The 14,197-nt window shown below is 71.0% G+C and carries 11 protein-coding genes and 1 pseudogene; 5 read left to right on the forward strand and 7 right to left on the reverse strand.

Translation table 11 applies throughout. The annotated features are described in order from the left end of the window. Positions 1-2: 2 nt before the first annotated feature. Complete coding sequence (locus Q0Z83_RS07525; protein ID WP_317793079.1) at positions 3-1,607, forward strand: FAD-binding protein; 1,605 nt, start codon at positions 3-5, stop codon at positions 1,605-1,607. On the opposite strand, the gene Q0Z83_RS07530 is transcribed toward Q0Z83_RS07525, so the two are convergent. The 3 genes from Q0Z83_RS07530 to Q0Z83_RS07540 form a co-directional block, all read right to left on the reverse strand. After that, on the reverse strand, positions 1,571-1,975 hold the full coding sequence (locus tag Q0Z83_RS07530) for a hypothetical protein (protein WP_317793080.1): 405 nt from the start codon (positions 1,973-1,975) through the stop codon (positions 1,571-1,573). The genes Q0Z83_RS07525 and Q0Z83_RS07530 overlap by 37 nt on opposite strands. A gap of 43 nt (positions 1,976-2,018) precedes the next feature. Next, the gene (locus Q0Z83_RS07535; protein ID WP_317793081.1) at positions 2,019-2,660 is read right to left on the reverse strand and encodes a hypothetical protein; all 642 of its coding nucleotides are present in this window, start codon (positions 2,658-2,660) and stop codon (positions 2,019-2,021) included. Positions 2,661-2,744: 84 nt separating this feature from the next. Beyond that, positions 2,745-3,524: an SDR family oxidoreductase gene (locus Q0Z83_RS07540; RefSeq protein ID WP_317793082.1), complete on the reverse strand. Its 780-nt coding sequence runs from the start codon at positions 3,522-3,524 to the stop codon at positions 2,745-2,747. Positions 3,525-3,598: 74 nt separating this feature from the next. On the opposite strand from Q0Z83_RS07540, the gene Q0Z83_RS07545 reads away from it, so the two are divergent. Further along, positions 3,599-4,282: a TetR/AcrR family transcriptional regulator gene (locus Q0Z83_RS07545; RefSeq protein WP_317793083.1), complete on the forward strand. Its 684-nt coding sequence runs from the start codon at positions 3,599-3,601 to the stop codon at positions 4,280-4,282. 79 nt (positions 4,283-4,361) lie between these two features. After that, on the forward strand, positions 4,362-5,672 hold the full coding sequence (locus tag Q0Z83_RS07550) for a lipase family protein (RefSeq protein WP_317793084.1): 1,311 nt from the start codon (positions 4,362-4,364) through the stop codon (positions 5,670-5,672). Here the strand turns inward: Q0Z83_RS07550 and Q0Z83_RS07555 are convergent. Continuing rightward, a complete protein-coding gene (locus tag Q0Z83_RS07555) occupies positions 5,653-8,559 on the reverse strand; it encodes a sensor histidine kinase (RefSeq protein WP_317793085.1) in 2,907 nt (968 codons plus the stop codon). The genes Q0Z83_RS07550 and Q0Z83_RS07555 overlap by 20 nt on opposite strands. Positions 8,560-8,611: 52 nt before the next feature. After that, complete coding sequence (locus Q0Z83_RS07560; RefSeq protein ID WP_317793086.1) at positions 8,612-8,953, reverse strand: hypothetical protein; 342 nt, start codon at positions 8,951-8,953, stop codon at positions 8,612-8,614. Positions 8,954-9,095: 142 nt separating this feature from the next. Between Q0Z83_RS07560 and Q0Z83_RS07565 the strand changes: the two genes are divergently transcribed. Continuing rightward, positions 9,096-9,728, forward strand: coding sequence for a gamma carbonic anhydrase family protein (locus tag Q0Z83_RS07565; protein ID WP_317793087.1), 633 nt, complete (start codon positions 9,096-9,098; stop codon positions 9,726-9,728). 17 nt (positions 9,729-9,745) lie between these two features. Here the strand turns inward: Q0Z83_RS07565 and Q0Z83_RS07570 are convergent. Both Q0Z83_RS07570 and Q0Z83_RS07575 read right to left on the reverse strand, forming a co-directional pair. Next, positions 9,746-11,125: pseudogene (locus tag Q0Z83_RS07570) on the reverse strand (diguanylate cyclase); the annotation flags it as partial. 122 nt (positions 11,126-11,247) lie between these two features. Next, positions 11,248-12,786, reverse strand: a complete 1,539-nt coding sequence (locus Q0Z83_RS07575) for a ricin-type beta-trefoil lectin domain protein (protein ID WP_317793088.1) — start codon at positions 12,784-12,786, stop codon at positions 11,248-11,250. A 316-nt stretch (positions 12,787-13,102) separates the two neighbouring features. Between Q0Z83_RS07575 and Q0Z83_RS07580 the strand changes: the two genes are divergently transcribed. Next, a complete protein-coding gene (locus Q0Z83_RS07580; protein WP_317793089.1) occupies positions 13,103-14,188 on the forward strand; it encodes an ABC transporter substrate-binding protein in 1,086 nt (361 codons plus the stop codon). The last annotated feature ends 9 nt before the right edge of the window (positions 14,189-14,197 follow it).

Raw genomic sequence — 14,197 nt, forward strand, 5'->3', positions numbered from 1 at the left:
CCGTGTGGGATCGTGAAGTGGACGTGCTGGTCGTCGGCACCGGAGCGGCGGGTATGACGGCCGCCATCGCCGCCGCCGACAGCGGTGCCGAGGTGCTGATCGTGGAGAGCACCGCCAAGTGGGGCGGGACCACGGCGCTCAGCGGCGGCGGACTGTGGATGCCGACGCATCCGGCGATGGGCGGGACCGACTCGGTCGACAAGGCACTCACCTACATGGCGGCGGCCATCGGTGACGTCGGGCCGGCCAGTTCCCCCGAGCGTCGGCGGGCGTTCGTCGAGACGGTTCCCGAGGTGTACACGTTCCTCGAGAGACTCGGGGTGCGGTGGACGGTCGCCAAGGAGTACCCCGACTACTACCCGGACCGGCCGGGCGGCATGACCGGACGCGGAATCGAGGCCGAGCCCTTCGACACCCGGCGGCTCGGGGACTGGTTCGCCAGTTTCCGGGGGCGCGACAGCATCCCGGCTCCCCTCAAGACCGACGACGTGTGGCTGCTGTCCCGGGCCTGGTCCACGACCGGAGGTTTCCGGCGTGGGGCGAGATTCGTCTTCCGTACGATATGGGGGTTGGTCTCTGGGAAACGTCTCTTCGGGATCGGCGGCGCGCTGACCGCGAACCTGATGTCGGTGCTTCTCGAACAGGGCGTCGAGGTCCGGCTGAGCACACCGCTGACCGGGCTCGTCCGCGACGACGACGGCGTGGTGACCGGCGCGATCGTCGGCGACGGCACCCGCATCCGGGCGCGCCGCGGCGTGATCCTCGGCGGCGGCGGTTTCGCGCAGAACCCGCAATGGCGCAAGGAGCACCACGGGATCACCGGCTACAGCAGCGCCGCCGACGGTGACCTCGGCGATCCGATCCGCATCGCCCGGGAGGTCGGCGCGGAGGTCGCCCTGATGGATGACGCCTGGTGGGGCGCGTCGGTGCCGCTCGGCGACGGGCACCATCAGTTCGTGCTCTCCGAGCGGTCGATGCCGTACAGCATCGTCGTCGACCAGACCGGAGACCGGTTCACCAACGAGTCGGCCAGCTACATCGACTTCGGGCACGCGCTGCTGCAACGCGACACCATTCCGGCGTGGCTGATCCTCGACACCAGGCACCGCCGGCGGTATCTGTTCAACGCTTTCCTGCAGGGCACCAAGAAGCTGCGGGCAGCGGGGATCGTCCGGTCGGCGGCGACCATCGAGGAACTCGCCGGGGTGCTCGACATCGAACCGGGGCGGCTGCGGGCCACCGTCGAGCGATTCAACGGGTTCGCCCGTCGAGGCGTCGACGAGGACTTCGGTCGGGGGCGCACGATCTACGACAACTACTACGGCGACCCGACCGTCAAACCGAACCCCAACCTCGGGACGATCGAGAAGGGGCCGTTCACCGCGGTGCAGCTCGTGCCCGGTGATCTCGGCACCAAGGGCGGGCTGCTCACCGACGCGGCGGGTCGTGTCCTCGACGTGTCCGGCGCGGTGATTCCGGGCCTCTACGCGGCCGGTAACACGTCCGCGTCGGTCATGGGGCGGACCTATCCCGGGCCGGGATCGACGATCGCCCCGGCCGTGGTCTTCGGTTACCTGGCCGGTCGCGACGCCGCGTCGAAGAGCTGAGCCGGCCGCCGGTCGCCGGCCAGCGCGGCGAAGGTCGCCAGCAAGGTGCCGATCAGGACGTCGACCGCGATGACGAAGCTCCGGTCGGTGTCGGCCGGGGCCAGGACGACACCGATGATCACCGCCACCGCGGCGGCGATCACCATGCCGAGACGGGCGACCTGTCGAGTCGTCGGGCGGGTCGGGTCTCGGAGCATCGACACCACGATGGTCAGGGAGCCGGCCGAGCCCGCACCGCCGGTGATGATCATCGGGATGCCCAGGGCCTCGGCGCCCGATCCGATCGACGTGACGCCGGTCCACAGCAGCAGGCCGAAGATCACCACGGCGAGCGCGTGCAGGGCGATGGCGTTCCGCTTGTCCCGCATGAGCGGTCCTTTCGTCGCGAGGTCGCCGCGTCCAGTCCGCAGCCTACGCGCTGCGCTCGAGGCGGATCCAGCGACAGCTGTGGTCACCCCCGACGGGCGGCCCGGCCGGGGCGTAGCGGCCGTCCGCACCGTCGTGGTGGCCGTGCCCGATCCGGTAGCGGCCCGGGGGCACCGATGTGAGAGCGCCGATGTTGAGGAGTTCCGGCAGGTCCAGCTGATCCGGTGAGGAGCGGACCACCTCGGCGGCCGGGGCTGCGGCCCAGACCACGGCGACCCGGCCGGTCGGCAGATCGATCTCGCCGTCGTCGACCTCCCCGATCCGTGCGCCGGGTGTGGTGACGTGCCGGCGCGGGCCCTCGTGTTCGCGGCCGACCCAGGACCGCATGATCAGCAGGCCGTCGCCGGTCGTCGCGATCTCGGCGACACCGCCGCCGTCCATCTGCCAGACCAGTCCGCTGTGCCGGCCGTCCGGCCCGAACCGCAGCAGCCCGGCCTCCTCCTCGTCGTCGTCCGGAGAGAGGACGGCCTCGGCTCGCGCCAGATCACAGGCCGGGTCGAGCTGCCACTCGGCGTCGAAGACCGCGCCGGTCCAGTCGTCGAACGTCTCCGCCGCGCAGATCAGCAGCGGCCCACCCTCGTTGCCGATCCGGGCGACCCAGGAGAGCGAACCGGTGTTGTCGATCACGCCGACACGCTACCGCGGCGTCGAACCGGCCGGCCTCGGTGGCCAGAGTCGGGAGCGGGTTCTGCGGGCAGCTCCCAGGGCGGGTCAGCCCAGCTGTTTCGGGCCGAGGTAGCTGCCGCCGGTGGCGTCGATGACGTTGGCGGTCAGCCAGGCGCTGTCCGGGCCGGCCAGGAACGCGACGACGCCGGCGATGTCGGCCGGGGTGCCGACCCGCTCCAGGGCCTGACTGCCCGCGATCATCGCCTGGGCCTCCGGCCGGTCGAAGAAGAACGCGGTCTTGTCGGTACGGGTGGGGCCCGGTGCGACCGTGTTGACGGTGATGCCCCGCGAGCCGATCTGGTTGGCGACGTTGCGGGTGAGAGTCGCGATCGCGGCCTTGGTCATCGCGTAGGCCAACTCGCCCGGCAGCGCGATCCGGGTGACGCCGGAGCCGATGTTGATGATCCGGCCGCCGTCGCCCATCAGCGGCAGCGCCTTCTGGATGAGGAAGAACGGCGCCCGCACGTTCACCGCGAAGAGCCTGTCGAACGCCTGCGGGCTCTCGCTGTCGATGCCGCCGTCGGAGTCGCTGATGGCGGCGTTGTTGACCAGGATGTCGAGTCGCGCCTGCCCGGTGCGGGCCCGCAGCTCGGCCTCGACGGCCCGGATCACGGTGTCGGCGTCACCGTCGACGCCCAGCTCGGCGCGGACCGGGAAGGCCCGGCCGCCGGCCGCCTCGATGGTGTCGACGGTGTCCTTGGCGGCCGCGTCGTTGCTCGCGTAGTGCACCGCGACCAGGGCGCCGTCGGCGGCGAGGCGCTCGCAGATGCCCCGGCCGATGCCCCGGGATCCGCCGGTGACCAGCGCGGTCCGACCGGCAAGCAAACTGTTTATCGTGTAAGCAGTCATGTTTATGTTATACACAGTTTCGCCGCGGAGCGTCAACCGAGATGTGAGGGATGTCGATGAAAGCCATGGACCTGCTGTGGGGACGTGAGGCCAGGCGCAGCCGCGGACCCCGGCCGGTGCTCACGGTCGCCCAGATCGCCGAGGCCGCCGTCGAGATCGCCGACGCCGAGGGGCTGCCCGCGGTGACCATGCAGCGGGTCGCGGCCCGGTTCGAGTTCACCGCCATGTCGCTGTACCGGTACGTGCCCGGCCGTGCCGAACTGGTCGCGCTGATGATCGACAGCGCGCTGGGCGTGGCGCCCGAGGTCGGCACCGCGGACGGCTGGCGACCGGCGCTGCGCGAGTGGGCCGGCTGCCTGCGTGACGTGTTCCGGCGTCACCCGTGGATCGCCCAGGTCACCGTGCAGGCCCGCCCGATCGGGCCGAACGAGTTGAGCTGGCTGGAGCGGGCGGTCGCCGTCCTGGCCGGTGGTGGGCTCAGTGGGGGAGAGCGGGTGGACGCGGTCCTGGTCATCACCGGCCACGTCCGCAATCAGGTCCAGGCCGAGGCCGGGATCGCCGCCGACGACGGGATCCATCTGGCCACGGCGCTGGCCGAGACGCTGCGCGAGCGGGCCGCCGACTTCCCGGCGCTGACCGAGGCGGCCGACGACGGCGCGTTCGGCCCGGATGACAACGACGGCTTCGGCTTCGGGCTGGAGTGCATCCTCGACGGGCTGGCCGACCGCATGTAGCCGAGAAATGAAACCTCTGGGAACCCTCGGTTCGTCTGGTTACCGTCCGGTAACACAGCTGAGTTCCCGGAGGCCGTACATGTCCGTACGCACCCGTCTCTCCGTCGCTCTGATCGCTGCCGCGCTGATCGGCGTCGGTGGCCCCGCAAACGCCGCGGTCGTCTCCCGCGGTGTCACCGTTCCCGATTTCTACACACCGCCGGCGACGCTGCCGGCGGCCGACGGCGCCCTGATCCGCACCGAACCGTTGCCGCTCGCGCTGTCCCTGCCCGGCATCGACGGCCCGCTGCCCGGTCGGGCCACCCGGATCATGTACAAGTCCACCGACTCGGCGGGCAACCCGGTCGCCGTCACCGGCGCCTACCTGGAGCCGGCCGCCTCATATCGGGGCGCCCGTCCGCTCGTGGTCCTCGCCCCGGGCACGATGGGCCAGGGTGACCAGTGCTCCACCTCGCTGGCCCTGCAACGCGGGCTGGTCCTCGGCGCCGACGACGGGCAGACCACGGTCTCGATCGGCTACGAGGTGCTGGCCGCCTACCGGCTGCTCGCCAAGGGCATCGCCGTGGTGCAGACCGACTACCCGGGACTCGGCACCACCGACCGGCTGCACACCTACGTCAACCGGGTCGACTCCGGGCACGCCGTGCTCGACGCCGCCCGTGCCGCCCGCGCCCTGCCCGGCACCTCGCTCACCCCGAACTCACCGATCGGGCTCTACGGCTACAGCCAGGGCGGCGGCGCGGTGGCGTCGGCGGCCGAGCTCCAGTCGACGTACGCGCCCGACGTCAAGGTGACCGCCACGTACGCCGGCGCGCCCCCGGCCGACCTGGCCGCCGTCACCAAGGCGATCGACGGCAGTGAGCTGCTCGGCGCGCTGGGCTGGTCGGTCAACGGGTTCGCCCAGTCCGAGCCGGGCCTGCGGCCACTGCTCGACAGATACCTGAGCGCATCCGGAAAGGCCGTCCTGGCCGATCTGTCCACCATGTGCGTGGGTGACGCGATCTTCGCCTACGCGGGCCGCCGCAGCACCGCCTGGACCACCGGCGGGAAGTCGGTCACCGACATCATCAACGCCGAGCCGGTGCTGCAGGCGTACATCGGGAAGCAGTTGATCGGCACCCGGAAACCGGCCGGTGTGGTCCGGGTGGCGACCGGAGTCTTCGACAACCTGGTGCCGCACGGCCAGGCCCGTACCATGGCCGCGTCCTGGTGCCGCCTCGGCGGCTCGGTGGTCTACGCCCCGGTGACCCTGCCGTGGACGGTGAGTCCGCTGCTCAACCATTTCGGCCCGCTGCTCACCGACCAGGGCCCGGCGGTCGACTGGCTGTCCCAGCGCCTGGCCGGCGGCACGGTGAAGAGCAACTGCGGGGTCATGCCGCTGCTGCCCTGACCGGCAGCGTGACGACGAACTCGGTTCCGCCCCGCGGGCGCGGCCGGGCGGTGATGGTGCCGTGATGCGCGGTCACGATGGCCTGCGTCACGGCCAGCCCGAGGCCGGTGCCCTTGATGCCCCGGCTGGTCGCCGTGCTGGCCCGGAAGAACCTGGTGAACAGCTTCGGGTACTGCTCGGCGGGGATGCCGATACCGGTGTCGGCGATCGTGATCGTCACCGTGTCGCCGTCGTCGCGGCTGGTCACCGTCACCGTGCCGCCGGCCGGGGTGTACTTGACCGCGTTCGACAGCAGGTTGTCCAGCACCTGCCGCAGCCGCCCGGCGTCGCCGTCGACGATCGGCACCGGGGCCAGGTCGGCGGTGATCGTGACGTTCGCGGTCGCCGCCGACGGCTGGTGCGCCTGCACCGCCTCGCGCAGCAGCCGAGCCACGGTGACCGGCCGCGGGTCGATGGTGTCGTGACCGGCGTCCAGTCGGGCCAGGTCGAGCAGGTCCTGGACCAGGTTCAGCAGGTGGGCGCTGCTGCGTTCGATGACCTGCAGCTCACGCCGACCGGCCAGGGCCGGATCGTCGAGCAGCTCCTCGGTGTAGGCGGCGATCACCCCGATCGGGTTGCGCAGCTCGTGACTGACCACCGCGACCAGTTCGTCCTTCATCCGGTCCAGCCGCTCCAGCTGTACGACGTGCTGCTCCCGCTGGTCGGCCAGCTCCCGGCGTTCGGTGATGTTCGTGCAGATGCCGTCCACGAACAGGCGGCCGTCGTCGTGCCGGCAGGTCGCCCGGGTCCACACCCAGCGGACCACCCCGTCGAAGCCGATCACCCGGACCTCGACCTCGGCCGCTTGCCCGGTGCGGACGGTCTCGTGGAACCCGACGAACAGCGGCCGGTCCTCGGGATGCACGCGGGCGGCGAGAACCTCGGCCATGTCGGCGTCGACGGGCAGCACCGAGCCGAACACACCGGTGCCGTTCGGGCTGGCGTAGACCGACTCGACCCGCCCGTCCGGATGCACCTGCACGGTCCACAGGTAGTCGTCGACGTGCTCGATCATCCGGTCCAGGTCACGGCGGGCGGCGGACAGGGCCAGCGTCAGATCCTCGGCGCGGCGGCGTTCCACGAACCGGCTCACCTGGGCGGCCACCACCCGCAGCATGTCCAGCACGTCCGGGTCGCACGGCGTCGGCTCGTCCAGGTAGAAGGCGATCACCCCGGCGCAGCGGCGGCCGCTGCGCACCGGCAGGCCGATCCCGGTGACCAGCCCGGCCCGTACCGCCTCCCGCAGCCTGCCGGGCTGGTCGGCCTCCTCGGCGATCCGGCTGCTCCACACCTCGGCGCCGCGTTTCCAGACCAGGCCGACCAGGCCCTGCCCGCGTTCGAAGGTGAGCGGGCCGGTGCCGGTGAACGCGGCCAGGTTCAGGCCGGGACGAGCCCAGGAGCTGACCCGCACCACGTGCTCGCGCTCCTCGTCGACCTCCCAGTACTCGGCGCACGCCCAGCCGAGCTGCTCCCCGACCGCGGCGACGGCCGCGGCGGCGGCCTGACCCGCGGTGGTCGCCTCGGCCAGCGCCGCCGCGGCCGCGTGCTGGCAGCGCAGCAGCCGGTCGGCCCGGTACGCGGCGGTGATGTCGTGCATGGCGGCGACCGCACCGGCCCGGCGGCCGTCCGCCAACTGGATCGGCCGGGCATTCGTCGTGTACCGGGTCAGCGGGCGTCCCGGCGGGCGCACCACCAGCTGCTCACCGTGCACCTGCTCGCCGGCGAACGCGCGGGCCAGCGGCACCTCTGCGGGCTCGAGCGGGGTCCGACCGTCGGCCCCGTACAGCTGATAGGTCCGCGCCCAGTCCTCCGGGCCGAGCGGCTCCTCGGTGGCGTCGTGCGCCTCCCGCAGCGCCCGGTTGAACAGCCGCAGCCGCCCGTCGCTGCCGCAGGCCACCACCCCGGTGTCCAGGCTGTCGAGCAGCGCCTCCAGGAACGACCGCTCCTCGGCGAGCTTCTGCTGCTCGGCCCGGCGGTCGCTGATGTCGTGCACGAACGCGTGGAACATCGGCCGGTCCCCGGAGGTGTCCACGGACAGGCTCATCTCCACCGGGAACTCCCGCCCGCCCCGGTTCACGGCGGTCAGTTCGGTGCGCTGCCCGACCAGCACCGACGCACCGGTCTCGGCGACCCGCGCCAGGCCGAGCGTGTGCGCCTGCCGAAACGACTCCGGGATGATCAACTCGGCCAGCAGGCGACCCAGGGCCTCGGCCGTCGGGAAGTCGAACAGCAGCTCGGCGGCATGGTTCCAGGCGGTCACCCGGCCGGCGTGGTCCATCGAGATGAACGCGTCCGGGCAGGTGTCCAGGATCGCCTGGGTGCGGGCCGCGGCCAGCAGCAGCTGCCCCTGACTGACCCGCAGCGCGATCTCCGCCTCGGCCTCCTGCGCGAGATCACCGAGGACCGCGACGTCACGGTCGGTCCAGGCCCGCGGTTCGCCGTCGAACACACAGAACGACCCGAGGACGTGCCCGTCCGGGCCACGAAGCGGAAATCCGGCATAGGCGATCGCCTGATACTCACCGATCGCCGGATTTCCGGAGAGCCTCTCATCGGTACGGGCATCGCGTACCACCATCGGAGCGGAGTCCGCCACGACGTACTGGCAGAAGGAATAGGCGATCGGGGTCTGCCGGTTCTCGGCCAGTTCCCCGGTCAGCCCGCAGTGACTGGCGAAGACCTGCCGGTCCGGCTCGATCAGGGTGACCACACCGGCCGGAACATCGAGCAGGCGGGTCGCCAGCCGGGTGAGTCGATCCAGCCCGGTCACGACCGTGCCGTGCTCGAGCAGCCCGGTCGCGCGCAGAGCCCGCAGCCGCTCCGGATCCTCGATCACGTGAGCCGTCACATGAAGTCACATCGGCCACTCTCGGCCACAGCTAAGCCGCCCGGGCGCGTGTTCACATCTGGAAGCTGTGTCGCCCCGGGTGGGTGGCGGGCAGTAGGCAGTCGTCGCCGCTCGGGCGGTCGGCGTGGTCGCAGGTGTCGAGATGGCACAGTTCGCGGCCATGCCGGTTCCAGCGGATCCACCACCAGCGGTCGCCGCCGTCGTCGGCGAGGACGAACGCGGCGTGCATCTGTTCGTGGCCGGCGGCGAGTTCACAGGCGATGTGGTCGGACGGGGTGGTGCCGACGCGCTCGGTCAGCCCGTCCAGGTCGTCCAGCTCGGCCGTGGTGAGCGTGGTGGCGACGGCGCAGCGCGGCCACACCCAGGCCGCGGCGGTGGTGTCCTCGACGATCACGCTGCTGATACCTCTCGCTGACGGTGTCGATGCTCCTGAGAGGGGCCCCCACCCAAGATCGGCAACCGTAAACATGTTTGTCAGTCTAGTTTCAGGATAGGCGGCGAGTGATCGGTCGGTAGACCGTACGTAAGATGCCTTCATGATCGAGATCGGCGGCCACGTCCCGCAAGCCTCGCCCACCACCTGGATCGCGCCGGGTGCGATCGTCGCCGGCCGGGTCACCGTCGGCCCGGACAGCAGCGTCTGGTACCACACCGTCATCCGCGCCGACCTGGACGCGATCAGCATCGGCGCCGGCACGAATCTCCAGGACGGCGTGGTGGTGCACGCCGATCCGGGTCATCCGGCGAGCATCGGCGACCACGTCAGCGTCGGCCATCGCGCGGTCCTGCACGGCTGCGTCATCGAGGACGACGTCCTGATCGGCATGGGTGCGATCGTGATGAACGGCGCCCGCGTCGGTGCCCGTTCGATCATCGCCGCGGGCGCCCTGATCCCGGAGGGCGTGACGATTCCGGCCGGATCACTCGTGCTCGGCGCTCCGGGCAGGGTGCGCCGGGAGACCACCGCCGACGAGCACGCCGCGATCGCCGCCAACGCCCTGGTCTACGTCGAGTTGGCGAAGCAGCATCAGGCGGCGACCGACACGACCTCGCCTTCGACCTCGCCCTCGCCTTCGCCCTCGCCTTCGCCCTCGCCTTCGCCCTCGCCTTCGTCCTCGCCTTCGTCCTCGTCCTCGACCTCGTCCTCGTCCTCGGCCGAGGTCGAATAGTCGGCGACGCGGTCCCGGCCCGCGGCTTTCGCCTGGTAGAGCCGCTGGTCGGCGATCAGCGGCAGCTGCCCGGGCTGCTCCGCGTCGGTCGGACAACAGGCCACGCCCACCGACACGGTGACGGTGATCGCGGTCGGCCCGACCGGCACCGGGACGTCCCGGACGGCGGCGTGAATCCGGTCGGCGACCGCCCGCGCCCGCTCAGGACCGGCCTCCGGCAGCAGTACGGCGAACTCCTCCCCGCCGTACCGGGCCAGGACCCCGGCGTCCACCGCCACGGCGAGCCGCCGGGCCACCTCGCGCAGCACCCGGTCGCCGCCGTCGTGGCCGTACGTGTCGTTGACCCGTTTGAAGTGGTCGATGTCGAGCAACAGCACCGCGGCCGTCCCGCGGGTGCCGTTCAGGGCGTTCTGGAAGTGCCGGCGGGTGCGCAGCCCGGTCAGCTCGTCGGTGATCGCCATCCGCCGCTGCACCGCCACGAGCCCCGCCAACCGCCCGATGACCAGCAGGAACAGCACCCCGCACCCGGCACAGACGAGCGGGACGTGCAGCGGTGCCCCGCGCAGGTACTGGACCAGCAACGCGGCCGGGGCCAGCAGCGAGGCGATCGCGAGCGCGGTGAGCCGGGCCGGACCGAGGTCCTGGGTGATCTGCGCGGCCGGGGCGTCCACATCGCGCAGCGACGGGTGCATGCCGATCATGCCGAGCAGCAGCGCGGACGCGCTCCACAGCAGGTAGGCCAGCGGCATCCAGCCGTCGTCGCCGTTCAACGCGGCGAGGGTGCTGATCGTGTCCGGGACGATGATCAGCACCAGGTAGCCGGTGAGCGCGCGGACCGCCACCGGCTTCGGGCCGGCGTCCAGTAGCAGGCGGGCGCCGAGTGCGGCCAGCAGCAGGTCGGTCAGCGGATACGCGGCGGAGACGACCCGTACCGCCAGATCGGTGCCGTCGCCGACGACCGGATCGATGACGTAGATCCAGGACAGCAGCGTGGCTGCGACCGTGAGGATCCCGGCGTCGATCAGGCCGGGCAGATCCCACCCGGGGGTACGCCGCCGCACGATCCGCAGCAGCACGAACGTCCCGATGGCGTTGGCGGCGAGCAGCACGGCGTCGGTGATGCTCGGCGTCCGGTGCCCGCCGACCTCCATCACGCTCGGCGGCAGTACGGCCGCGGTCGCGACCATCAGCTGCCCCAGTACGAGCAGCCACGGCCACCGCGAGGCCGGGCGGTGTCGGCGGATGCCGTACAGCATGGCGACGGTGCCGCCGGCCAGTGCCACCAGCGCCAGGACGCCGGTGACGGAGTCGGGCGCCGAGAGGATCAGGGCGACGGTGTACGCCGCGAGCACCAGCACGGCGAACGCGACGTAGACCGACCACGGGGTCCGCTTCATCGAGCTGACAGGTCGGCAGGTCGGGTGTCCTCCTGAGGCCCACGGGGTGAACCGCCGGAGCGTCACCTGACCGGCCGGGCCCGCCGCCCGGACCGGTCAGGTAACGCCGCCGAGGAGGGACGTCAGCCGCGACGCCACTTCTGGTTGAGGGTTCCGGCGCAGTCCCAGAGCTGCACCCGGGCGCCCTCGGTGTCGTTCCAGTCCCGGATGTCGATGCACTTGTTCGCCTGCGGGTTGACCAGGTCACCGGCGGCGCTGAGCACCCACTGCTGGGCCGGGTTGCCGCTGCACGTGACGATCTGCAGGATCACCCCGTTGGCGGTCGAGCCCCACGGCACGTCGAGGCACTTGTTGTTGCCGGTGCGCAGGGTGCCGCCGACCGCCTCCCAGCGCTGTGCCGCCGAGCCGTTGCAGTTCCACATCTGGACCAGCACACCGTCGGCGAAGTCACCGTTCGGCACGTCGAGGCACTTGTTGTTCCAGTTGCTGATCACGGCGCCGCCACCGCCGCCGCCCGAGGTGGTCAGCGACAGGCCGTACACCGAAAGGATCTCGTTGACCGGCTGGAACCACATGGTGCCGCCGGAGGTGCAGTCACCCGAGCCACCGGAGGTGACGCCCTGTGCCTGGTTGCCGGAGATCCACGACCCGCCGGAGTCGCCGGGCTGCGCGCACGCGTTGCTGCGGCTCAGTCCGGAGACCGCGCCCTGCGCGTAGTTGATCGTCTCGTTCTTGCCCAGCAGGGTGCCGCAGCGCCAGCCGGTGGTCCGTCCGGAGCGGCAGATCGAGCTGCCGATCGCGGCCTCCTGCGAACCGGCGACCAGTACGTTCCCGCCGGAGTAGTTGTTGACCCACGGCTGGGAGACCCAGTTGCCGTTGGTACGCACCCAGGCGTAGTCGTTTCCGGGGAAGGACGAGCCGGCGAACGTGCCCTGCGCGACGTTGTTGAAGCCGAGGGTGGGGCTGCCGGTCCCGCCGCAGTGTCCGGCCGTGACGAAACCGCCGGCCACCGAGAACCCGACCGAGCACAGCGTGTTGCCGTTGATCACGTACTGGTCGCCGCCGCGGGTGTCGTACATCGGCTGCGGGCGGGCCGCCGTGGTGGTCCGGACGGTGACTCCGGTCGCGCCACCGGCCTCGGCGAACTTCCGGGCCTGGGCCTCGGTGCCGGGCGCGGCGGTGATGACGACGCTGTTCGAGGCCGGATCGACGTACCAGCCGTGCACGCTGTCGGGGGCGGCGCCGCCGCGCTCGTCGAGCTTGGACCGGGTCGCGGCGAGGTCGCTCTCACCGCGTTCGACCAGCTTCGGGACGGCACCCTCGGCGCGGACCGCGGTGGCGTCGGCGGCGCTGGTGACGGCCACGGTCAAGCGGGTGGCGCCGGCCGGGATCCAGGCGCCGGCGAACCGTTTGCCGAGCTGGGCCCGCAGCCGTTTCTCGACGACCGGGGCGGCGGCCTCGACGGTCAGCCGCTCGGCGATCTCGTCGGCGTCGAGGCCGAGATCGCGTTGCATGGCGGCGATCATGCCGGGGGAGAGTGCCGGGGTGCCGGCGGCGGGTTGCGGCGCTGGTGGCGCGGCGAATCCAGCGGCGTAGCCGGGGGTCGGACTCAGGGTGGCGGCCAGGAGGAGCGCGGCGCCGAGCAGTGCGGGACGGTGCATGGTTCGTCCTTTCTTGCACACACTTGACGGGGGGAAGAGAGCGCTCTCACCGGCAGAGTCTCGTGATGGTTAAGGTAACTGTCAACAAGGTTCAACAAAATATGTCGATGCCTTAGGGCGGGTCTGTTGCCAGGTGTTCGACGATGCGCGAGGCTGTCATCTGGAACATGTTCGTTTCAGTTAGTTTTCCACGCAAGTCCTTGACAGAAAAAGTTCGATGATGCGTGAATGTGTTCCACCGCGAGTCACCCTGCGGTCACCCCCGACGAGACATCACCGCGGCCAGCAGCCGCTTCTCTCGCAAGGAGTTCACGCAATGAGTGTTCGGTCGAACAGGTGGCGGCCTGCGGCCGCCGTGCTCGGTGCTGCCATGGTGCTGGCCGGAGCGGGCGCCTGCGCCAAGTCCGAGGAGAGCCCGGCCGGCAGTGCCGCGGGCCCGGCGCCGGCTGCCTCGCAGGTCGTCCAGTCGGCCGCCCCCGGCGCCGCCACCTGCACCATCGACCAGTACGGCGGCACGAAGGTCGATCTCAAGACGGCCAAGGTCGGCTTCTCCCAGTCGGAGAAGGAGGCCAACCCGTTCCGGATCGCCGAGACTCGGTCCATCGAGGACGAAGCCGCCAGGCTGGGTATCACCAACCTCACAACAGCGAACGCGAACTCACAGTTCAACAAGCAGATCAGCGACGTCGAGCAGATGATCGACTCGGGCGTGCAGCTGCTGATCATCGCACCGCTCAACTCCGACGGCTGGGACTCGGTCTTCGCCAAGGCGTCGGCCAAGAAGGTCCCGATCGTCACGATCGACCGCAAGATCAACGCCACCGCCTGCAAGGACTACCTGACCTTCATCGGCTCCGACTTCGCCGAGCAGGGCAAGCGCGCCGCCGACGAGATGGCCAAGGCGCTGGGCAACAAGGGCGAGGTCGCGATCCTGCTCGGCGCGCCCGGCAACAACGTGACGACCCTGCGGACCAGCGGTTTCAAGGACCAGATCGCCAAGGTCGCCCCGGATATCAAGGTCACCTTCGAGCAGACCGGCAACTTCTCCCGCGAGGAGGGCCAGAAGGTCGCCGAGCAGTTGCTCCAGTCCAACCCCGACATCAACGGCATCTACGGCGAGAACGACGAGATGGCCCTCGGCGCGGTCACCGCGCTCAAGGGCGCGGGCAAGAAGGCCGGCGACGTCAAGATCGTGTCGATCGACGGCACCGAGGGCGCGGTCCAGGGCATCGTCGACGGCTGGATCTCCGCGGTCATCGAGTCCAACCCGCGCTTCGGCCCGCTGGCCTTCGAGACCGCGACCAAGTTCTTCGGCGGCGAGGCGGTCGGCCAGGACATCATCATCGCCGACCGGGCCTACGACACCACCAACGCCAAGACCGACATCGGCAGCGCCTACTGATCGCGAGGG

The sequence above is a fragment of the Actinoplanes sichuanensis genome (assembly GCF_033097365.1).
Taxonomy (GTDB): Bacteria; Actinomycetota; Actinomycetes; order Mycobacteriales; family Micromonosporaceae; genus Actinoplanes; species Actinoplanes sichuanensis.